20 protein-coding genes and 1 other annotated feature are annotated in these 22,491 nt (G+C 44.7%); of the genes, 6 read left to right on the top strand and 14 right to left on the bottom strand.

What is annotated here, in order from left to right; genetic code table 11:
- Nucleotides 1-33: 33 nt before the first annotated feature.
- The 4 genes from prfB to xerD form a co-directional block, all read right to left on the bottom strand.
- Nucleotides 34-1,132 (bottom strand): peptide chain release factor 2 gene (gene prfB, locus WR49_RS10115; protein ID WP_100208942.1). Its coding sequence is split into 2 segments (ribosomal slippage): nt 34-1,056 and nt 1,058-1,132, totalling 1,098 coding nucleotides; the frame shifts between segments, so codons are not numbered across the junction.
- A 236-nt stretch (nt 1,133-1,368) separates the two neighbouring features.
- Nucleotides 1,369-3,105 carry a single-stranded-DNA-specific exonuclease RecJ gene (gene recJ / locus WR49_RS10110; protein ID WP_046223906.1) on the bottom strand — a complete coding sequence of 579 codons (1,737 nt, stop codon included), beginning with the start codon at nt 3,103-3,105 and terminating at the stop codon, nt 1,369-1,371.
- Between the two features lie 80 nt (nt 3,106-3,185).
- On the bottom strand, nt 3,186-3,965 hold the full coding sequence (locus WR49_RS10105; protein ID WP_046223905.1) for a thioredoxin fold domain-containing protein: 780 nt from the start codon (nt 3,963-3,965) through the stop codon (nt 3,186-3,188).
- Nucleotides 3,966-3,991: 26 nt separating this feature from the next.
- The gene (gene xerD / locus WR49_RS10100; protein ID WP_046223904.1) at nt 3,992-4,906 is read right to left on the bottom strand and encodes a site-specific tyrosine recombinase XerD; all 915 of its coding nucleotides are present in this window, start codon (nt 4,904-4,906) and stop codon (nt 3,992-3,994) included.
- 150 nt (nt 4,907-5,056) lie between these two features.
- Here xerD and fldB point away from each other — a divergent pair, with 150 nt between their 5' ends.
- Nucleotides 5,057-5,578, top strand: coding sequence for a flavodoxin FldB (gene fldB, locus WR49_RS10095; RefSeq protein WP_046223903.1), 522 nt, complete (start codon nt 5,057-5,059; stop codon nt 5,576-5,578).
- Nucleotides 5,579-5,695: 117 nt separating this feature from the next.
- On the opposite strand, the gene brnQ is transcribed toward fldB, so the two are convergent.
- Nucleotides 5,696-7,009 (bottom strand): branched-chain amino acid transport system II carrier protein, encoded by a 1,314-nt coding sequence (gene brnQ / locus WR49_RS10090; protein ID WP_017056108.1) that lies wholly within the window; start codon nt 7,007-7,009, stop codon nt 5,696-5,698.
- Nucleotides 7,010-7,323: 314 nt separating this feature from the next.
- Between brnQ and WR49_RS10085 the strand changes: the two genes are divergently transcribed.
- Nucleotides 7,324-8,052: a tRNA1(Val) (adenine(37)-N6)-methyltransferase gene (locus WR49_RS10085; protein WP_046223902.1), complete on the top strand. Its 729-nt coding sequence runs from the start codon at nt 7,324-7,326 to the stop codon at nt 8,050-8,052.
- 107 nt (nt 8,053-8,159) lie between these two features.
- Nucleotides 8,160-9,425, top strand: coding sequence for an ATP-dependent RNA helicase SrmB (gene srmB, locus WR49_RS10080; RefSeq protein WP_017056106.1), 1,266 nt, complete (start codon nt 8,160-8,162; stop codon nt 9,423-9,425).
- Between the two features lie 122 nt (nt 9,426-9,547).
- Here the strand turns inward: srmB and yaaA are convergent, their stop codons facing one another.
- A complete protein-coding gene (yaaA, locus tag WR49_RS10075) occupies nt 9,548-10,324 on the bottom strand; it encodes a peroxide stress protein YaaA (protein ID WP_046223901.1) in 777 nt (258 codons plus the stop codon).
- 208 nt (nt 10,325-10,532) lie between these two features.
- Nucleotides 10,533-11,960, bottom strand: a complete 1,428-nt coding sequence (locus tag WR49_RS10070; RefSeq protein WP_032547896.1) for an alanine/glycine:cation symporter family protein — start codon at nt 11,958-11,960, stop codon at nt 10,533-10,535.
- Between the two features lie 711 nt (nt 11,961-12,671).
- On the opposite strand from WR49_RS10070, the gene WR49_RS10065 reads away from it, so the two are divergent.
- Nucleotides 12,672-12,860, top strand: coding sequence for a DUF3545 family protein (locus WR49_RS10065; RefSeq protein WP_046223900.1), 189 nt, complete (start codon nt 12,672-12,674; stop codon nt 12,858-12,860).
- Nucleotides 12,861-13,005: 145 nt separating this feature from the next.
- Here the strand turns inward: WR49_RS10065 and WR49_RS10060 are convergent, their stop codons facing one another.
- From WR49_RS10060 to nfo, 3 genes are all read right to left on the bottom strand, one after another.
- Nucleotides 13,006-13,557 (bottom strand): hemerythrin domain-containing protein, encoded by a 552-nt coding sequence (locus WR49_RS10060; protein WP_029626949.1) that lies wholly within the window; start codon nt 13,555-13,557, stop codon nt 13,006-13,008.
- Between the two features lie 85 nt (nt 13,558-13,642).
- On the bottom strand, nt 13,643-14,323 hold the full coding sequence (gene ung / locus WR49_RS10055; RefSeq protein ID WP_046223899.1) for a uracil-DNA glycosylase: 681 nt from the start codon (nt 14,321-14,323) through the stop codon (nt 13,643-13,645).
- Nucleotides 14,324-14,719: 396 nt separating this feature from the next.
- Complete coding sequence (gene nfo / locus WR49_RS10050; protein ID WP_046223898.1) at nt 14,720-15,628, bottom strand: deoxyribonuclease IV; 909 nt, start codon at nt 15,626-15,628, stop codon at nt 14,720-14,722.
- Nucleotides 15,629-15,954: 326 nt separating this feature from the next.
- Between nfo and grcA the strand changes: the two genes are divergently transcribed.
- Entirely contained in the window at nt 15,955-16,332 is a 378-nt protein-coding gene (gene grcA / locus WR49_RS10045) for an autonomous glycyl radical cofactor GrcA (RefSeq protein ID WP_046223897.1), read from the top strand.
- A 79-nt stretch (nt 16,333-16,411) separates the two neighbouring features.
- On the opposite strand, the gene thrC is transcribed toward grcA, so the two are convergent.
- Genes thrC through thrA form a run of 3 tightly spaced genes read right to left on the bottom strand, consistent with a single transcriptional unit; the run spans nt 16,412 to nt 21,125 of the window.
- Nucleotides 16,412-17,695: a threonine synthase gene (gene thrC / locus WR49_RS10040; RefSeq protein WP_046223896.1), complete on the bottom strand. Its 1,284-nt coding sequence runs from the start codon at nt 17,693-17,695 to the stop codon at nt 16,412-16,414.
- The gene (thrB, locus tag WR49_RS10035) at nt 17,692-18,648 is read right to left on the bottom strand and encodes a homoserine kinase (RefSeq protein WP_032547891.1); all 957 of its coding nucleotides are present in this window, start codon (nt 18,646-18,648) and stop codon (nt 17,692-17,694) included. Before thrB ends, thrC begins: the two co-directional genes overlap by 4 nt.
- Nucleotides 18,649-18,665: 17 nt before the next feature.
- Nucleotides 18,666-21,125 carry a bifunctional aspartate kinase/homoserine dehydrogenase I gene (gene thrA / locus WR49_RS10030; RefSeq protein WP_046223895.1) on the bottom strand — a complete coding sequence of 820 codons (2,460 nt, stop codon included), beginning with the start codon at nt 21,123-21,125 and terminating at the stop codon, nt 18,666-18,668.
- Nucleotides 21,126-21,154: 29 nt separating this feature from the next.
- Nucleotides 21,155-21,273: a sequence feature (Thr leader region), on the bottom strand.
- Between the two features lie 318 nt (nt 21,274-21,591).
- Here thrA and WR49_RS10025 point away from each other — a divergent pair.
- Nucleotides 21,592-22,068 carry a ribonuclease activity regulator protein RraA gene (locus WR49_RS10025; protein ID WP_017056078.1) on the top strand — a complete coding sequence of 159 codons (477 nt, stop codon included), beginning with the start codon at nt 21,592-21,594 and terminating at the stop codon, nt 22,066-22,068.
- Between the two features lie 45 nt (nt 22,069-22,113).
- Here WR49_RS10025 and WR49_RS10020 read toward each other — a convergent pair.
- Nucleotides 22,114-22,491 (bottom strand): putative 4-hydroxy-4-methyl-2-oxoglutarate aldolase (locus WR49_RS10020; protein ID WP_046223894.1); only part of this gene is annotated, 378 nt, incomplete at its 5' end.

The following is a 22,491-nucleotide window of genomic DNA, read 5'->3' as shown; positions in this document are numbered from 1 at the left end:
ATATAGGCATTTTTACAAATATACTTGGTAAGCTTACAGGCCTGATTTCAGGCTAGCTTCAATAAATTTGTCTAAGTCACCGTCAAGAACCGCTTGTGTATTACGGTTTTCGATGCCGGTGCGTAAATCTTTGATACGAGAATCATCCAGTACGTAAGAGCGGATCTGACTGCCCCAACCGATGTCTGATTTCGTTTCTTCGCTCGCCTGTTTTTCAGCATTTTGTTTTTGAATCTCAAGCTCAAAAAGCTTAGCACGTAGCTGCTTCATCGCTTGATCTTTGTTCTTATGCTGCGAACGGTCATTCTGACACTGAACCACTGTGTTGGTCGGAACGTGAGTAATACGTACCGCCGATTCCGTGGTGTTTACGTGCTGACCACCAGCGCCAGAGGCACGGTATACGTCAATACGTAGGTCAGAAGGATTAATGTCGATCGTAATGTTGTCATCAATCTCAGGATAGATAAACGCAGAGGCAAATGAAGTATGACGACGACCACTTGAATCAAATGGTGACTTACGAACTAGACGGTGAACACCAGTCTCTGTGCGTAACCAACCGTAAGCATACTCACCAGAAATACGTACCGTTGCGCCTTTAAGGCCAGCAACATCACCATCCGACACTTCGATAACTTCAGTCTTGAAGCCTTTCGAATCTGCCCAACGTAAGTACATACGCAACATCATTGAAGTCCAGTCTTGAGCTTCTGTACCGCCCGAGCCTGACTGCAGATCGATGTAGCAATCTGATGCATCGTGATCACCAGAGAACATACGACGGAATTCCAGCTTCTCTAGCTTAGCTTCTAGCTCGGCCAGTTCTGGTTCAATCTCATCGAACGTTTCTTGATCTTCTTCTTCAACCGCAAGCTCTAATAGGCCATCAACATCCTCAACACCTTGGTCAAGTTGGTCGATCGTTTCTACTACCGCTTCCAATGCAGAACGTTCTTTACCTAGCGCTTGAGCACGCTCAGGTTCGTTCCATACATCCGGTTGTTCTAATTCTGCGTTTACTTCTTCTAGACGCTCTTTCTTAGCGTCATAGTCAAAGATACCCCCTCAGGATATTTGTGCGCTCAGACACATCCTGCAGACGGTTTTTTATAGGATTGATTTCAAACATTTTAGCTCATCATTTATGAGTAGAATTTAACCGAAGAATTGTACTCAAAAGTGTGATGGAGATACAGAATTTTTTAGAGCGGTGAACCAAGATTCAATAACTTAATGGGATATAAAATTGACAGGCAGAAAAAACACGTAAAATTTGTAAGGGAAGGAAAGAGAACAAGCCCTGTTTTTGAATAGAGCTTGTTGAATTTGGCGCTATATGATGAGAATTGTTGAGCCTAAAAAGAACTATTTGGCTTCGATATGATCAATCATCAGCTGCAACGATTGGTTGCCACGAAATTCGTTAATATCGAGCTTAAATGCAAGGTGAACGGTTTTCACCGAAGCATCGGGCCAGCGACGTAAATCAACATTGAAAGCAATACCATCGATCATTACGTTGGTTGGGTGGCCTTTGTACAACGGTTCTAGCATCAATTTAAGGTGCTTCTCACCCACCAGCTTTTGGTGCAGCACTTTAAACTCGCCATCAAAGATTGGCTCAGGGAACGCTTGTCCCCACGGGCCACCAGCACGCAGTGTTTCAGCGGTGTGCATAGAAAACTCTTCAGGTAACAACTCACCATCAGACAAGATAATACCTTTAAGGGCTGTTTCTCCAAGCTCATTCTTCACGACATCGTTAAACAGCTGACTGAAGCGTTCAAAGTCCTTTTCCATGATGGTTAAGCCAGCCGCCATTGCGTGGCCACCAAACTTAAGAATCAAGCCTGGGTTTTGAGTGTCGATACGGTCCAAAGCATCACGCATGTGCAATCCCGGAATTGAACGACAAGAGCCTTTAATACTCCCTTCGCCGCCATCTGCAAACGCAATCACAGGGCGGTGGTATTTGTCTTTGATACGCGAAGCCAAGATACCAATCACACCTTGGTGCCAATCACGTTGGAACAGGGCTAAACCAGAAGGCAGGTCGTCTTTACCAAATTCAAGGCGCTCACAAAAAGCCATCGCTTCTTGCTTCATACCCTCTTCGATCTCTTTACGGGTTTGGTTCAAGCCATCTAACTCACTCGCCATTCGGCGCGCCGCATGGATGTTGTTGCTCATTAGCAGCTCAACACCAAAAGACATATCATCCAACCGGCCAGCTGCGTTAATACGAGGGCCGAGTGCAAAACCAAAATCAGAGGCGACTAATCGCTTAGCGTCTCGCTTGGCAATTTCGATCAAGGCTTGAATGCCCGGACGAGCTTTACCCGCACGAATACGTTGCAAACCTTGATGGACCAAGATTCGGTTGTTCTCATCGAGTGGCACCACGTCGGCTACGGTGCCTAGCGCCACAAGGTCAATCAACTCCATCAGCTTAGGCTCGGTCATGCCACGCTCTGCAAACCAATTCAGCTTACGCATGTGAACACACAGTGCCATCATCAGGTAAAAAGCGACGCCAACACCCGCTAGGGCTTTCGAAGGAAAAGCACAACTCTCAAGGTTTGGGTTAACCATCGCATCGACCATTGGCAGTTCATTACCCGGCAAGTGGTGATCGGTAACCAGAACTTCTAGTCCTTTCTCTTTGGCAAAACGCACACCTTCAATCGAAGAGACACCGTTATCGACCGTCATGATCACTTCAGCGCCAAGCTCGATTGCCTGTTCGACAACCTCAGGGCTCAAGCCATAACCATCTTCAAAACGGTTTGGTACCAGATAATCGACGTTAGAGCTGCCCAACATACGAAGAGCAAGCACTGATAACGCAGAACTCGTCGCGCCATCGGCATCAAAGTCACCGACAATGATGATGCGTTTTTGCTGCTGAATAGCGTTGAACAACAGCTCAACCGCAGCATCAATGCCGCCCAGTTTTTGATAAGAGTGCAAGCCTTTCGCTGCTGTCTCTAGTTGGTCGGCACTGTCGATTCCGCGACTCACATAAATGCGCTTTAACAAGTCAGGTAAGTGAGCAGGTAAGACTGAAATGTCGACCTCAGGGCGGCGTTGGATCTCTATCATATAAAAATGGGCCCGATATCAATCAGGCCACTCCTTAAATCAAAAACATGGAAGATAAATTGGCGATACAAAAAACGAGATTATTGCTCTAAACGCTGAAGAAGTTGTGCTGGCGGTAAGTAACCACTCACCAACTCACCGCTTTCTAATACGATAGCTGGCGTACCATTGATACCAAGCTCACGGCCTAGTTGGTATTGTTTCACGATGATCTGCTTTTGCTCTGCTAGATCTTTACCAGATGCAGGCATTTGACGGTTTACTTTAGCGTCATGCATCGCTGTTTTTGGATCATCTGAAGCCCAAATTGCTGCCATTTGATCGGCAACTTGTCCTGTCGCACCTTGGCGTGGGTAAGCCATGTAACGAACAGTGATACCCAGATCGTTGTAGCCCTGCATTTGGCTGTGTAGACGAACACAGTAGCCACACGTAATATCAGTAAACACAGTCACAACGTGCTTTTCGTTATCCGCTTTATATTCGATAACCGTATCCGACATCGCCGCGACTTTTTCAGCATTCAGCGGCGCTTGACGCTCAGCCAAAACATCGCTGAACTTACCGTTGTCATCCAAAGAGTAAAGTGTGCCGGCTAGAAAGTGATCGCCCTCTGGAGAAGAGAAGATAACGCCGCTATTGGTTTGAACTTCTAACAGGCCATCGATATCCGAAGGAACAATCTTATCGACCTTAATACCGATTTTTTCAAAGCGCTTCGTTAACGCAGCAGTATCAATAGCTTGAGCTGAAGCAGCTTCTACGACTGTTGATGTTGGTTCTACTTTCGCTTCTGATGCATTACATGCAGTAATCATAAGAGGAAGCGCTAATAGAGGAAGACGGCGTAATACGCTCATTAAGTTCACCTTAAAAATAAATGGATTTAAGCACGTGGATGATGCTGAGCGTGAATTTGCTTCAGCCTTTCGGTCGCCACGTGAGTATAAATTTGGGTTGTCGATAAGTCACTATGCCCAAGCAACATCTGTACGACCCTGAGATCGGCACCATAGTTCAGTAAATGCGTCGCAAAAGCGTGTCTTAACACGTGCGGTGACAACAATTCAGTATCGATACCCGCGATAACCGAATAATGCTTAATACGATACCAGAACGTTTGTCGGGTCATTTGCTTAGCACGCTTACTCGGAAAAACGACGTCGGAGCTCTTTTCACCAAGCAGCTGAGAGCGACCTTGTTCAATAAACGTCTCGATCCAATCCACTGCATTTTCGCCCATTGGCACCAAGCGCTCTTTACCGCCCTTACCAATAACACGTACCACGCCTTGTCTTAGGCTGATGTTTTCCATCGTCAAGCTAACAAGTTCCGTCACACGTAAACCAGTGGCATAGAGTAACTCAAGCATGGCTTTATCGCGAAGCTCGATAGGATCGTTCGGATCCGGCGCATCGAGTAAGGCATCCACTTGTTCTTCGCTCAAATCTTTTGGTAAGCGCTGTGGCAGCTTAGGACTGATCAACAAGGCGCTTGGGTCATCCGCTCTGATTTTCTCGCGGTGTAAGTATTGAAACAGGCGACGAATTGCCGACAACATACGTGCACGAGAAGTCTGCTTAAAATCAGCGTCGGCTAACCAGCCTTGATAATCCTGCAACCCTGAAAGGCTAATAAAATCGAGGCGGTAGTTGTTCTTTTCCATCCAGGTCAGTAGTTTGGACAAATCAGTACGATATGAAACAAGCGTATTCTCAGATAACCCTCGCTCCATCCACATAGCATCTAAAAACTGCTCAACGAGACCGTGGTCTGCGCTCTGCCCTTGAGGCGACTGCATAGTGTTACTCACAATGTTGGAAACTGTTTTGAGAGTATGCCAGAGCAAATATGAATGCCATAAAAATTACGACTTGGGCGGATAATCGCTGCAATCGAAGTCGATTTATGGTTAGAATTCGCCATCTGAAATTAAAATCGAACGTTTGCTATGAAAATTGGATTATTTTACGGCTCAACCACCTGCTACACAGAAATGGCAGCAGAAAAGATTCGCGGCATTATTGGTGAAGACCTAGTTGATATCCATAACGTGAAAGAAAGCCCACTTTCATTGATGGCTGACTACGACCTTCTGCTGCTCGGTATTTCAACGTGGGACTTCGGTGAAATTCAAGAAGATTGGAATGAACTGTGGGACGACATAGCAACAACGCCAGTTAAAGGCAAAGTTGTGGCACTGTTTGGTTTGGGTGACCAAGAAGGTTACGGCGAATGGTTCTTAGATGCGATGGGGCTCTTGCATGACGAACTGAAAACCGCCGGTGCAGAGTTTGTTGGCTTCTGGCCAAACGATAACAGCTACGAATTCGAAGCGTCTAAAGCGTTAACGGAAGACCAATCACAATTCGTAGGCTTAGCTCTCGATGAAGATTCACAGTACGAACTGAGCGACGAACGTATCGCAACTTGGGTAGAACAAGTTCTGGTTGAGTACAGCGAAAAGCTATAAGCACACATACGCTCTCAAACACCTGCTCATGTAAGATGAAGCAGAATACAAAAAGGCCTCATTACTGCGAAGTAATGAGGCCTTTTCTATGTCATGTCGATAATCTCAACGGAAAGATTAAACCGTTTCTTCTGCCATTTCTTGTTCTGTTGACTTGCCAACGAAGAACATACAGATGATTGCCGCTGTCGTTGGTAGCAACCAACCCATACCGATATCGAACAATGGCATTATGTCTAGTGCTGATACATCGATACCCGCAACCTTAGCACCATCGATAAGAGCGAACAGCAGTGACACTAATACCACTACGCGGTAAGCCACTTTTGGATTAGGGAAGCGACTACGCAGGAACGTCAGCGCTACCAAGGCAATGGCTACTGGGTAAAGTGCAAATAGCACAGGTACCGATAGGGAAATCAGTTGAGAAAGACCCACATTCGCTACCGTTGCACAAGCCACACCATTAATGATCACCCAAGTCTTATAAGGCAGAGGCGTTAGCGAGCTGAAGTAATCAGAACATGCTGATACAAGACCAATCGCTGTTGTTAGACACGCCAATAGTACGATCACAGAAAGCACTAGCTGACCAGAAGGACCAAACAACGATTGAACATAAAGGCTTAAGATAGCGCCGCCATTGTCTACACCCGCAGCGACTGTTGCACTTGTGGCACCCAAGAAAAACAAAGAGATATAAACAAAGGCTAGGCCAGCAGCCGCGATGCAACCTGCGCTAATTAAATACTTAGTTGTTGCCGTACGATCAGTAATACCTTTGCTACGAATAGCCTCAACAATCAACATACCAAACATCAAAGAAGCAAAAGTATCCATGGTGTTGTAGCCTTCAAGGAACCCTTTGGTTAGTGGCTGCGTAATGTACTCACCATGAGCAGCAAGAATATCACCCTGAGGGTTAACAAACACAGCAACGGCTAGTATAACCAAACCAACGAATAACGCTGGTGTTAGTACCTTGCCAATCACGTCAATTAGCTTCCCTTGCGACCATGAGAAGAAGATCGTAACGACAAAAAATGCAATAGAAAAGAGAGTAAGGTGAGCTTGAGATGCATCGATGAAGAACGGTTTCACCGCCATCTCATAGGCAACAAGGCCGGTACGAGGTGCAGCAAATGCTGGGCCAATAATAATAAAGATCAGCACAGCCATGATAGTCGCAGCTTGCTTAGGAAGATCTTTTGTTAAGTGCCCCCAAGAACCACCCGCCACTGCAACAGCAACGATAGTGATTAACGGCAGACCAACGGCAGTCAGCAGAAAACCAGACATCGCTGGAAGGAAGTGATCACCGGCTAATTGGCCAGCTAGAGGTGGGAAGATGATGTTACCCGCACCCAAGAAAAACGCAAAAAGCATAAAGCCCAATGCTAATACATCTGTTAGTTTAAGACTCTGTTTCACAGATAATCCTTAATTATATTTATGAATTTGTGTTGTGCTTACATGAATGTTACAGCCTGAGGCTGTCAATCAATCTATAAAATAGTCGCGCATAATGACGAAACACTTGGCTAGCTGCAAGTCACCATAAAAAAACACCATATAAATTTGCATATTCAAACAAAAAGCAGTGGATTCCACTGGATATAGAAAAATAGACATAATTATAAACTAACCATAAATTTTAACAACATTCAATCATACAGAACATTTACTTATACAATTGACTAACATCAGAGCCAATCACTTAAAATATATCGATAGCCAGAACATTCATGAAAGATAAAATAGTAGAAACCAAAAGCTTCAATTTTAAACAATTCTCTATTTACGGTGGACAAAGCGGTATGCCTGTCAGCACCGATGGCGTATTACTCGGAGCATGGGTTAACCTTGCGAAAAAAACATCCGTACTCGATATAGGGACAGGGACAGGGTTATTGGCTTTAATGGTTGCACAACGTTTCCCAGAGGCCTCAATCTCAGCCATTGATATTGATCAGCACGCGATCCATGCCGCGGCCATCAATATTGAACAGTCGCCTTGGCAAGATCGTATTTGCCTTCATCACGGCAGTATTTTAACGACAGATTTTCCGCAACAGTTCGATGCCATCATATGTAACCCACCCTACTTCAACTCTGGAGCACAGGCACAACAAAGCCAAAGGGCCACGGCTAGACACAGTGACAGCTTGGATCATCTTCAACTGGCCAATCGTTGTTTCGATATAACGACAGAGTCAGCAACCGCCAGCTTTATCCTGCCAACACCAGAAGGGGAAGGCTTCATCAAACTTGCCCAACAATGTGGCTGGCACTTAGCAAAACGTCTTGATGTGAAAACAACAGACAAAAAAACTGCGAGCCGAATCTTGTTTGAGTTATCTAAAGATCCTGTTTGCGAGCAAGATTTGCAGCGTGAATCGCTGACAATTCATCATCAAGGTGGTTATAGCGCCGCATTTATTGCACTTACTAAAGATTTTTATCTCAAGATGTAGCAAATACCATGTGATCCTAATCACTAATGCTTCTATAATGTCCGACTACTCTTTTTTATCGTCTGCTTTTTGAGGCAGAAACATTTATTGCTTGTGGAGAAACAACAGTGATCAGAACCTTTGCAGAACTCGATCTAAACCAAGAGCTGCTAAAAGCAATTGACGAAATGGGCTACGAACGCCCAACACAGATACAAGCTGAAGCGATCCCACAAGCGTTAGATGGAAAAGACGTTTTGGCTTCTGCGCCAACAGGCACTGGTAAAACAGCATCATTTGTTCTGCCAGCGCTACAGTACTTACAGGATTTCCCTCGTAAAAAAGCGGGTCCTGCCCGTATGCTTATCCTGACACCAACTCGTGAACTGGCAATGCAAATCACTGAGCAAGCTCGTGAGCTAGCAAAGTATACGGCACTAAACATCTTCACCATCACCGGTGGTGTAATGTACCAAGAGCACGCTGATATCCTTGGCACAACGCAAGACATCGTAGTTGCAACTCCAGGTCGCCTGATGGAATACATCGAAGCAGAGCGCTTTGACTGTCGTGCTATCGAATGGCTAATCTTAGATGAAGCCGACCGCATGTTAGATATGGGCTTTGGTCCTGTTGTTGACCGTCTGTCTGCAGAGTGTCGCTGGCGTAAACAAACTTTACTTTTCTCAGCAACACTAGAAGGTAAAGGTGTTGAAGGCTTCACTGAAGATCTACTGAAGAACCCAGCGGAGATCGATGCGAAATCATCACTTCGTGAGCGTAAGAAGATCACTCAGTGGTATCACCGTGCTGACACAGCAGAACACAAACTTGAATTGCTAAAACACATCATTACCAAGGAAGCTGAACGCAGCATCGTGTTCTTGAAGACGCGTGATCGCCTAGGTGATCTGCGAGCTCAACTTGAAAGTGCGCAAATCCCATGTGCATGGATCCAAGGCGAAATGCCTCAAGACCGTCGTAACAATGCGATTGCTCGTTTCCGTGACGGTTCTGTCAACGTATTGCTAGCGACTGACGTTGCTGCTCGTGGTATCGACCTTCCCGACGTAAGCCACGTAATCAATTACGATATGCCTCGCACGGCTGACGTCTACCTTCACCGTATTGGCCGTACAGCTCGTGCTGGTAAGAAAGGCAACGCGGTTTCTATCATCGAAGCGCACGATCAACTGATGATTGAACGTGTGGCTCGTTACACTGACGAAGCAATCAAGGAACGCTTTGTTGAAGGCATGCGTCCAACACATAAGAAAGCAGCCGTAACGAAGAAAAAGAAACCAAAGAAAGAAGATAAGAAAGCGGTAGAGAAACAGAAGATCGCGAAGAAGAAGAAAATCGCTAAGAAAAAGAAAGCGGTAAAAAACAAGTAATCTGAGCATTTGTTAACTTCTAAATGATTCAACAAAAAGCCCCATGCAGTTCGCTGCATGGGGCTTTTCTCTATCTGGATGGTATCTCGCCGTACAGCGTGACTGCCTTTAATCAATAACGTCTAGTTTTGCTCTTCACGCTTAAATACAAGCTCTTTCGCGTTCGACTCTTCTTCAACGAAATAGTAACCCGCGGTATCGAACTTGGTCAGCGCTTCGACTGAGTCCACTTTGTTTTCGATAATGTAGCGAGCCATCATGCCACGTGCTTTCTTTGCGTAAAAACTGATGACCTTGTATTGGCCGTTCTTGCAGTCTTTGAATACCGGTGTAATCACTTGGCCATCTAGGTTCTTCTGCTTCACGGCTTTAAAGTATTCGTTCGACGCTAGGTTGATCAACACATTGTCGCCTTGAGCATTCAGCGCTTCATTCAGCTTGTCTGTGATGATGTTGCCCCAGAACTGGTACAAGTTAGTACCACGAGCATTGGCTAAGCGTGTGCCCATCTCTAGGCGGTAAGGCTGCATCAAATCTAACGGCTTAAGCAAACCATACAATCCAGAAAGCATGCGCAGATGATTTTGTGCGTAATCAAAATCTTCATCCGATAGCGTCTCAGCGTCTAAGCCAGTGTACACATCGCCTTTGAAGGCTAGGATGGCTTGGCGTGCGTTGTCTTGGGTAAAGGTCTCACTCCACTGCTCAAAACGCGCTACGTTCAACCCTGCGATTTTATCGCTGACTTTCATCAATGCTGAAATATCTGCTGGCGTCAGCTTACGGCACTCTTCAATCAACTCGGCAGAGTGTTCAACAAACTCTGGCTGGCTGAAGCGCTCCGTCGCTAATGGTGATTCGTAATCAAGTGTTTTGGCTGGAGAAACGACAACTAACATAACTTTACCCTAATCGGTTATCTAACTGGATGCTGCTAGAGTATAGAAAAAACATCAACTTGTCTTTATGACTCTTCCTATTACTTCGATAGCGAGAATTAGCTTTGATAGACAAAATGAGACAAATGGCAGATAAAGAAAAAGGCTAAGGTCGAAACCTTAGCCTTTCTAATCATTTTAGGGTGAGCGGTTTAGTGCCCCAACAATATTATTTCTTGTTGTTATCCCAAATACCGTCTTCCAGTTGAGATTTAAGCTCAGGGAAATCATTCGAATCGAATGTCGGTACTTTACCCGCGTCGAGTTGGCGGTTGTAGTCTTTCGCTAGCTTAATCACGATGCCTGACAACAGGATAATCGCCACCAAGTTAACAATCGCCATTAGGCCCATCGATACGTCAGCCAGTGCCCATACCGTTGGCAGTGTCGCGAGAGAACCGAACATAACCATACCTAGTACAACAATACGGAACAGCACTAGGCCTTTCTTGTTGTTGTGTTCGAGGAAGATAAGGTTCGTTTCAGCGTACGAGTAGTTTGCAATGATTGAAGTGAAAGCGAAGAAGAAAATCGCTACCGCCACAAAGACACCGCCCCATTCGCCAACTTGCGCCGTTAGTGCTCGTTGCGTTAGCTCGATACCCGTGACTTCACCGTGTGGTACATACTCACCAGACATTAAGATAATTGATACGGTTGCGGAACAAATAACAATAGTATCCATAAACACACCTAGCATTTGCACATAACCTTGTGATGCAGGGTGCGGTGGGTAAGGCGTAGCAGAAGCTGCTGCGTTTGGCGCAGAACCCATACCGGCTTCGTTCGAAAACAAACCACGTTTGATGCCGTTAATCATTGCTTGTGCGATTGCGTAACCTAGGCCACCCGCCGCAGCTTCTTGCAGACCGAATGCACTCTTGAAGATAAGAGCCAGTACTTCAGGCAGTTTCTCGATGTTCGCGAACATCACGTACATTGCGATCAATAGGTAAGCCAATGCCATGATTGGAACAATGATTTCTGCAGTACGCGCAATCTTACGGATACCACCGAAGATAACGAATGCCGAGATAATTACGATACCAACACCAACGTAACTACGCTCAAGGTCGAATGCCGTGTTCATTGCGCTTGCAATCGCGTTTGCTTGAACCGCGTTGAATACAAGACCAAATGCAATGATTAGGAAGATAGAGAATAGAACCCCCATCCAACGCATGCCTAGGCCTTTCTCCATGTAGTATGCAGGTCCGCCGCGGTAGTTACCGTCGTTATCACGCGTTTTGTATAACTGTGCAAGTGTACTTTCCGCAAACGATGTTGCCATACCTAGCATTGCGATTAGCCACATCCAGAAGATAGCACCAGGGCCACCAGCGGTGAGCGCTACAGCAACACCCGCCATATTACCCGTACCAACACGAGCAGCGAGACTAGTACAAAGAGCTTGGAAAGAAGAGATACCAGCACTGTCTGCTTTACGGCTGTTTCTTAGTACAGAGAACATGTGGCCGAAATGGCGGAATTGAATGAAGCCTAGTCGTATCGTGAAGTAGATCCCCACACCAACCAGTAAGTAAACTAAGATAGATCCCCAAAGGAGATCGTTCATCAAATTGATTAAGTCTGTCACGTGAACCTCGTAATTGAGTTTAAGCACTGATCTTGCTTCCGAGCCTTCCTCTAGATCACCTATGCCAGTGTCAATAGTTGTGTCGGCATTAGTTTTTGATTTATTTGCTGCGATCTAGATTGTAAATGTCGCTTCATGCATCCATTTTACGTATCAGTGTATTTTTTGACGGGCGGATAATGCAGCGAGACGGGCTAAAAATCAATATGAAATTAAACCCATACAAGAATGACATTTCACTAATAATACACCTTTCGTTAACACAAACCTCAACAATTTCGCCAAACAAAAGTCACATTATCGGGACATAATATCAACAAAAACCACACCTCAATCAAAACAAGAACAGTATCCTATAAAAATGCGCGAGCCTAGGTTTTACAAGGTATAGTGAAGATCCACGTTTTTTTCTCGGGCAACGAGATGCCCATCCTACACAATACAGTACGCAGCTAAATGCATTGTGGTTAGAGTGTTATTCCTTTCGCACAATGAATTAACATTCCGCCCCCCTTAATTTAATCGTTTACCTAAGTTCGTTTGCTTGTTTTTTATACAAAAAAGTCACCACAATGTGTGAGCATACATAAAAAATCAAAACAAAATCTTCATATACTTGAAACAAATGAGAAATAAATCAAGGTTATTGTAAGCCTAAATATGATATTCAATGGTTCGTAGGAACGAGTCCCACGGAAGGAGATATGACTTATGGATAGCTTTCACTTCGATGATGTATCAGAACTAGAAATGCGTCGATCAACTCAAAAAACACGCTCTAAACCGCTCAAGCGTAAATGGCGCGAAATTGAAGAAATAAATGACAGACGTCGACTCCAAAAAGAACTAATGGATATGAATTTAGGACTCGATTTTAGCCTTGACGATATAAAGCTTTAGCCAGTACAAAAAGCTTTGAGCAGTACAAGTGGATAGCACAATAGGCACCTTAACGGTGCCTTTTTATTGTTTAGAGCAGCGCCTTTTTTAATAGCGCTGCTTTTTTATAGCAAACTCAGCAATCAAATATTAGGGCTCGCTTGCGCTATAAGCACTCTTGCTCATTTTGACGAACTCGGTCAGCTAACTGGCGATATTGATCTGCAATCGTATCACCGAATACAGGGTCATTTTCAGGTTGAGACCATTGTGATTCCACCTCTTGCCAGTCTTTCACCGTAAATAGTGTGATGATCATGGGCAAAACGTATTTCTCTTCATACTCCATATGCTTACGTTGGGTATGAACAAACTCCTCAAGCTGTTCAATAAAGACTTCTTGAGGTACGACGGCATCTTGAAGAATCATATCCACCACACCTAAAAAGTCAGCGGTTTTCTCGGCAAGCAATTGATGTTCTAGTTCAAGATCTTCAATGGCTTGATCATTACCATACTTATTGAGGTAATAACGATAGATGATATCTTCTTTAGGGTGATGCACCTTATCAGAATGATTCATCAAATAATGAACCACTTCAGCGATAAGGCTATAGTTGATTTCACGCTCTTGCTTGAGTAACTCAAGTTTATTTTTGAGAATCGCGAGCAAGCGAGCCATATAGCCATGCTCCCGTCTTATCCTTTCAATCATCATAATATCGACTCCATTACACCTACTATTTCTCAGTGTATACGAAGATGCCAATTTATGGTTTGACTCTGCTCGAAAAATAATCAATCTATACTTCAGTAGGTAATCGCCAATCGATAGGATTTTGATCAATCGAGGAAAGTATCTTATTAGTCATTGAAAAATGCTTACAGCCAAAGAAGCCGCGGCGTGCTGATAATGGGGATGGATGCGGAGCTGTCAATACATGATGCCTTTCCGAATCAATAGCTTGGCCTTTCTTCTGGGCATGCGCGCCCCACAGTAAGAAGATGATTGGCTCAGAACGCTGGTTCAGCTCAGTAATGATGGCATCGGTAAAGGTTTCCCAACCGCACTTAGCATGTGAGTGTGCTTTTGCCTCTTCTACGGTAAGGACTGTGTTCAGCATCAACACCCCTTGCGATGCCCAAGAATCGAGATAACCATGATTAGGGATCTCAAATCCTTCTATATCTTGTGCAAGCTCTTTGTACATATTGCGCAGAGAAGGAGGAATTTTCACACCAGGAAGCACTGAGAATGCTAAGCCATGAGCTTGGTTGGCACCGTGGTAAGGGTCTTGACCTAAAATAACCACTCGCACGGACTCGAAAGGCGTCATATCGAAAGCATTGAACACCTGCTCTTGTGGCGGGTAGATGGTTTTCCCACTATTACGTTGCTGCTCAACAAACGCGAGGACACTCTGAAAGTACTCTTTGTCACGTTCATCATTAATAATGGATTCCCAAGTCTTTGGTGCGCTCATCGTTTACTTTCCCAATCATCAAGGTTTCTAGGGGCTTTCGCCAGACAAAAAAATAGCTGTATCGGCTAACTGTCCTAAATAAGGCTCTAGTTATACCTCATACAGCTATCAATAAACATGATGTGTAGGGTTCACTTGTTGATGAATCATAATAATCAGTTCAAGTTGTGTTTACTCGATTAACCACTTTTCTGCTGCGTACGGTGGTGGCCGTGGTTATGCACGTGACGGTTTGGTGTTGGTAAACGACTTGCGACAGCAAAAATTGAAGTTTGGGTGATTGAATACATAAAGGCACCTCCTCTAAGACTTCGTGAACTACATATTCACTTTAAGACTATGAAAAAAAGGTGCCAATTTTTAGAAATAGACGGAAATAAATTTTCCTCTCTATTATTACGCTTCTTCGATCGCTAGCGTTGCTGAGCGATGAAACATTCTAAGTTGTTGAATTTCCTCTTTCCAGATCGTCGAATCAATGGTTTCCAAGATAAGAGGTATACCATTAAAGCGAGAATCAGAAGCAATATACTCAAAACAATCCCAGCCAATTTTGCCTTTTCCTAAAGAATGGTGTCTATCGACTCGGCTCGCGAACTCAGCTTTTGAATCATTGATGTGCATTGCTCTTAGATAGTGCATGCCCACAATGCGGTCGAACTCTGCAAAAGTATGGTCACACGCAGCTTTTGTTCGTAGGTCATAACCAGCAGTAAAGGTATGACAGGTGTCTAAACACACACCAACACGCGACTTATCTTCTACTTGATCGATGATCTCCGATAGGTGCTCAAATTTCCAACCAAGATTACTCCCCTGTCCAGACGTATTCTCGATCACTGCGATCACATCTGGCACCGCTTGATGAGCTAAGTTAATCGATTCGGCGATCTTAGCCAAGCACTCACTTTCTGAGATCTTCTTTAAATGACTACCCGGGTGAAAATTCAGTAGCGTTAATCCAAGTTGATTACAACGCTCCATTTCATCAATAAAAGCAGCACGTGACTTCTCGAGTTTCTCTTCTTCAGGCGCCCCTAGGTTAATCAGATAGGAGTCATGAGGAAGAATATGTTCAGCAGCAAAGCCCAACATTTTGCAATTGGCCTTGAAGGCACTAATAGTTTTGGCTTCTAGTGGCTTCGCGGCCCACTGTCTCTGGTTTTTAGTAAACAGTGCAAACGCATTGGCACCGATCTCTTGCGCACGCATTGGGGCTAGATCAACACCGCCCGCAGCCGATACATGAGCACCAATAAACTTAATATTGGTTTCAATTTTGGAGGATGAATTTTTGTTTGTCATTAAATCACTTTACACTTTCAGAATGCATCATAAATCAGGGCTCATATCGGTTGTAGTTCAATAAAAACACAATATATGTAGTAAATTTACACCAAGTAGAGCTGTTAAATATTTTTTATACTTTAAAATATTTTGTAATCACTTTGTTTTCAAAGGTTTTATTGATTTACCTCAATACAATACCCACCATAAAAGAGTGGTTTTTGGTTGTTTTTTGACTTAAATCAATATACACCTCACAAATATTAGGTATATATTAGCCAACTCAACAAAAATCGAAAGTTAACACCATAATCAAACCACATTCAGTGGACTAGGAGATAGTTATGATCCAAGGTATTCAAATTACGAAAGCAGCAAACGATGATCTATTAAACTCAATCTGGCTACTAGATAGTGAGAAGAATGAAGCTCGTTGTGTTGCTGCTACTGCAGGTTTCGAAGCTGACCAAGTTGTCTCAGCGGCAGACCTAGGCGAGTACGAAAGCCGTGAAGTTGCAATCGAAGCAGCGCCACGCATTGAAGGTGGCCAACATCTAAACGTTAACGTTCTTAAACGTGAAACACTAGAAGATGCCGTTGCTCACCCAGAGAACTACCCACAGCTAACAATCCGTGTTTCGGGTTACGCTGTACGTTTCAACTCTCTAACAACTGAACAGCAACGTGACGTTATCGCACGTACGTTCACTGAGTCTCTATAATTTTTTAGAGCCTGAATTAGAATATAAAAACGGCGCTCATTGAGCGCCGTTTTTATTTGTTCAGCAATACAGATATACGTTAAGGTTGAACTCGACGAAGTACTGCTTTTAGCGCTTCAAAATCATTATCAAGATCTTCAGACAACAGCTCCATCGCCGCGTGTTTTGCTAGCGGGCCTGGCAGTTCAATATCTGTACCTAAAATATCATCAACCACTTCTTTGAACTTCGCTGGGTGCGCTGTACATAGGAACAAGCCAGTTTCGTTCTCTTGCAGTTGCTCTTCCAATAGACGGTAAGCAATCGCACCATGTGGTTCACATAGGTAACCCTGTGCTTTCAGGTCACGTACTGATTCAGCGCTCTGCTCGTCAGATACCTTACCTTTACCTAGTGTATCTAAGCCCCAACCTTTCAGCTGACATAACTCTTCGATACGAGGCCAGTTGTTTGGTTGGCTCACATCCATCGCGTTCGATGTTGTCGCAACCGTTGGTTTTGGATCCCATTGACCTGTTTCTAAGTAACGAGGAACCGTGTCATTTTCGTTGGTTGCAGCAATGAAACGCTTCACAGGTAGACCAAGCGCTTTCGCTAATAGGCCAGCCGTTAGGTTACCAAAGTTACCACTTGGCACAGAGATAACGAGATTTTCACGTTGCTCTTTAGTCAGCTGAGAAGCCGCTTCAAAGTAGTAACAAATCTGAGCCATCAAACGGCTGATGTTGATTGAGTTTGCTGAGTTCAAGCCAATCTCTTTGCGCAGTTCAGCGTCGTCAAACGCGTCTTTTACTAGTGCCTGACACGCATCAAAGTCGCCATCAATCGCGACAGTGTGGATGTTCTTACCTAGTGTACAGAACAGCTTTTCTTGCAGTGGGCTGATCTTGCCTTTCGGGTAAAGGATCACAACATTGATATTTTCCATGCCGTAGAAAGCATGCGCAACAGCAGCGCCAGTATCACCCGATGTAGCCGTTAAGATTGTGATTTGACCGCCATCAGAAACCGCTGCCAAAGATTGAGCCATAAAACGGCCACCGAAATCTTTAAATGCCAGTGTTGGACCGTGGAACAATTCAAGCGCGTAGACGCCGTCTTTTACTTGATTGATCGGTGCTGGGAATTGGAATGCCGCATCCACTAATTGATCAATCTGTTCCTTTGGTAATTCATCACCGATTAAAGCCGATAGGATCTTTGAGCTACGAGGGACAAAGTCCTCTGCTAGCAGCGCATCGATATCATCAAACTTCGGCAGCTCTGATGGGAAAAATAGACCTTGATTACGACCTAAACCTTGACGAACGGCTTGGCCAAAAGAGACTTGCTCATCGTTTTCTTTGATGTTGTACAGTTTCATAACTCACTTCCTGTAACGATCGAACCTTGCTTATCTAAGCGACAAACGTGGACGAATCCTTCTTCATTTTGTACGTAATTTTGTTCTAACCAACGCGCAACACGCTCGGCGACATCTTGTTCTTTGCAAATGCTAAATAGAGTTGGGCCACTACCAGAAATACCAGTAGCTAATGCACCTGCCGATAACGCGTATTTACGAGCGTCAGCAAACCCTGGAAGCAGTTTCTCACGATATGGTTCAGCGATCACGTCTTTGATCATCTTCGCCGCCAGTTCAGGTTGACCTGAGTGACACGCGTGGATAAAGCCCGCTAAGTGGCGACCATGAGCAATGATATCCTGACGACGATATTGAGATGGTAGGATCTCTCTCGCTTCCGCCGTAGATACTTTAATGCCCGGATAAGCCATCACCCAATACCAGTCATCAAAACACGGGACTTCTTGGCTAATGATGCCTAGCTCCTCAAGCATTAATTGCACACCACCAAGGTAACATGGCGCAACGTTATCGTAGTGAATACCGCCTGAAATCTTACCTTCCATTTCACCCATCAGAGCAAGCAGTTCAGTTTCATTCAGAGGCTGACCGTGAAAACGGTTTAGCGCATCAAGCGCCGCTACGATTGAACATGCACTTGAACCTAAACCAGAACCAATAGGCATGTTCTTTTCGAGTGTCATTTCCAAAGGCTTAAGCGTAACACCTTTTTTATCTAGCTCTCTAGAGAACACCACCCAGCAGTCGTAGACGATGTTTTCTTTTGCTTCAGTTGGCAGCTTAGAAACAAAGCTGCCTGCTGTTTTTAGTGAGAATGGTTGATCGCCAGCTTTAACCATTACTCGGTCACCAAGCAATGTGCCATCCACTGGAGACACAGCGGCCCCCAGCACATCAAACCCTACACTGACATTACCGATTGATGCCGGAGCATAAACGACAACATCCATATCACTTGAACTCATTCCTAAACTCCTAATTTCCAACCAAGAGTACGCATCACATCAGAGAATACGCCTGCTGCTGTAACTTCAGTACCTGCACCGTAGCCACGTAGAACGAGTGGAATTGGCTGGTAGTAACGGCTGTAGAATGCCAGAGCGTTCTCGCCATCTTTAATCTTGAACATCGGGTCGTCGCCATCAACAGCAGCGATACGAACCTTACATTTACCTTCAGCGATCTCACCCACATAACGAAGTACTTTGCCTTCTTCTGCGGCGATAGCTGACTGCTCTTTGAAATAAGCATCCGCTTCAGGCAAGCGAGCCATAAACTCGTCAACCGTACCTGAATCATCGAAACCTGGTGGCAATGCTTGGTCAACTTCAACGTCTTCAAGTTCAAGTGCCATGCCAGCTTCACGAGCAAGAATCAGCAGCTTACGCGCGACATCCATACCAGACAGATCATCACGAGGATCCGGCTCAGTAAAGCCGTTATCTTTAGCAATGTTGGTTGCTTGGCTTAACGTCATGCCTTCATCAAGCTTACCGAAAATGTAAGACAGTGAACCAGAAAGGATACCGTTGAACTTCTCAAGTTCATCACCTGCAGAGATTAAGTTTTGTAGGTTTTCGATTACCGGCAGACCTGCTCCTACCGTTGTCTCGTACATCAGCTTACGACGTGAGTTACGTGCCACTTCACGAAGTTGATGGTAGTAAGCCATACTTGCTGTATTCGCTTTCTTGTTTGGTGTTACCACGTGGAAACCTGCCGCTAGGAAGTCTGCATATTGCGCAGCAATACCTTCGCTAGACGTACAATCAACCAATACCGGGTTGATGATGTGGTTACGTTGAACCAGAGCCGCTAAGCGCGCTAGGCTGAATTCTTCTGTCGCGCTCGACATGCGGTCACGCCACTGTTCTAGCGGTAGGCCATCGCTGTCTAGCAACAAACCTTTGCTATTTGCCAAGCCACATACGCGGATCACGATGCCTTTTTCAGCCAGTTTGCCTTGTTGACGTTGGATTTGGTCAACCAGCTCGCCACCAACACCGCCAACACCCACAACGAATACGTCAAGAAAGTGCTTAGAGTTAAATAGGTTTTCGTGACACGCTTTGATCGCTTCTGAGATTTTATCTTCAGGGATAACCGCAGAGATAGCGCGCTCTGAAGAACCTTGAGCAATCGCAACAATGTTAACGTTCACTTCGGCTAAAGAAGAGAAAAACTGAGAAGCAACACCGCGTGAAGTGCGCATACCGTCACCCACCAGCGTTACAATCGCTACGTCGTCCATGAACTCAACTGGCTCTAATAGGCCATCTTTAAGTTCAAGTTCAAATGCGTCAGACAGTACTTGCTTCGCTTTTACTTTGTCTGCTGATTCAATACAGAAGCTGATGCTGTATTCAGAAGAAGATTGAGTAATAAGGACAATAGAAACGCCAGCAGAAGACATCGCGCCGAATACACGACTCGCCATGCCTACCATGCCCTTCATACCTGGGCCTGATACGTTAACCATGGTTAGGTCGCTTAGCGTCGTAATACCTTTAATTGCTAGGTTATCTTCGCCAGTGTCTTGGCCAATCAAAGTGCCTGCACCCTGTGGGTTAAAGCTGTTTTTGATCAGACAAGGAATGTGGAATTGTGCGATAGGCGCGATAGTCTTCGGGTGAAGAACCGAAGCGCCAAAGTAAGAAAGCTCCATCGCTTCTTGGTAGCTCAACGACTTAAGAAGACGAGCATCGTGTACTAAACGCGGGTCGCAATTGTAAACACCGTCTACGTCTGTCCAGATCTCACAGTAATCGGCACGAAGACATGCCGCCAATACCGCAGCAGAATAGTCAGAGCCATTACGGCCAAGCGTGACTAACTCGCCTTTATCATTACCAGCCGTGAAGCCCGGCATAATGTTCACGTGACCTTTAGGAAGTGGCGATTGACGGAAGTTCTGAGTTGACACATCTACATCCACCATAGCTTCAAGGTGATCACCTTTAGCGTATAGGTATTGAACTGGGTCAATCAAGCTTGCTGGTTGGCCTTTCGCTTCAAGTACCGCTTTCATCAACTGGATAGAGATTCGCTCACCTTTACTGATGATGCGAGCATTGACGTGGTTCGGGCACATACCAAGTAGGTTGATGCCGTTCACGAACTGCTTTAGCTGAGCAAAAGAGGTATCGACCTGCTCTTGGAACGCAGTACCATCAATCGAAGGTACGACGGCTTTGATCTCTGTAAACAGTGAAACAAATGATGATTCGATCTCTGCAATTTGCGTATCGGCTTCACCATGTTTCAGTGCAGCTTCAATAACAGCGACCAACTTATTGGTTGTTTTTCCTGGAGCCGACAGTACAACAGCTAGCTCTTCTTGCTGGGCATTATTAGCGATGATATCAGCCGCTCGTAAAAAACGATCGGCATCAGCTAATGATGAACCTCCAAACTTTAAAACGCGCATCCCTTTCTCCATAAGTCATAAAAATGGTACAAAAAAAGGCCTGTATCTTGTTGGATACAGGCCTTTTTTTTAAAATCCGTTACTTAGCAGCCTGCCCCAACAATGTTAATGTCGGTAATAATAATGGTTGTGGTCATTACTAGGTGGCGTACGTGCTGCATATCAAATTCTCTGCTTGTGCTTTACTCTACGTGTATCAATTTTTACCACTAGACGTCAATGAAAAGTTGCGTTTTTTTTACATTCACACCGCTTTTCAGAGCAAACCGCCATTTAAGGGATAAAACATCCCGTTTACACCTTCAATTCAGATACTGGGTTTCCCCTTCAGAACAAGAAAGGTAACTAGGCTCATATAAAGTCATGACAAATTTACATATCACTTGGGCGGCGAACATACAGGTTTTGTGCTTTAATTAACCGATAGCGTTTTTAAAACAACAATAATGATATCAGGAGTGGGGAAGTGAAGAGATTGCTTATTCTTTTAATCTTTGCTGCGCCTGTTGTTTGTTCAGCAAATAGCTTGCCTCTGTTGAGCAATCTGCCTCTACTACCCGCTCAAGTTGATCGCTCTTCTCATAAATTCTTTATTTCAACTCAAAATGCCTCGAGTGAAAGCTTTGACACTTGGAAGATCGACAGTGGCTACTCTTATAGCTTGTTTGCTGATGTCGATCTTTATGTCGGTACACGTATTAACAGTGCTTCACTGAAATATGAAAGCGGATTCTTGAGTGGTGTCAGTTATCAATTCTCAGAAAAGGTCTCTTTCAACAGTTCGTTGCATACCTATAAAGATGAAGAAGAGGACAGCGAAAATTCGGTAGCAGCAGAAATTTCAAGCCGAGTACAACTGACTGATAATTTAGATCTGCATGCCACCCTTGATTATGAAGAGTGGCAGCAAGGTGTTGAAGTCGGATTAGGGTTTCGCTTCTAATTCAATAAGCTTGTTACCCATTAACAATTGCGAATCAAATCGCCGTTATGATTCAAGCAACAGCTCCGACGAAATTAACACGCCATTCCAATCTGCATAAATGTAATCACCAGGCTGCACCAACTGGTTATGTACTGTCAGCGTCACGTTCACTTGGCCAACACCACGCTTCTCAGTTTTGAATGGTGATGCACCTAGAGCTTGAACGCCCAAATCCATTTGCGACATCATACCAACATCACGCACAGCACCATTAACAATCACGCCTTCCCAGCCATTTTCTATCGCGAGAATAGCAAGTTGGTCACCAAGCAGCGCTTTCTGGCACGAGCCATTTCCGTCAACAACCAGCACTTTACCGCTGCCGTCGGTTTCTAAAACCTCGCGAACCTTAGAATTATCGTGATAACAACGAACTGTTAC

The sequence above is a fragment of the Vibrio sp. ECSMB14106 genome (assembly GCF_000972265.1).
Taxonomy (GTDB): Bacteria; Pseudomonadota; Gammaproteobacteria; order Enterobacterales; family Vibrionaceae; genus Vibrio; species Vibrio kanaloae.
This window is presented reverse-complemented; position numbering and strand designations above follow the sequence as displayed.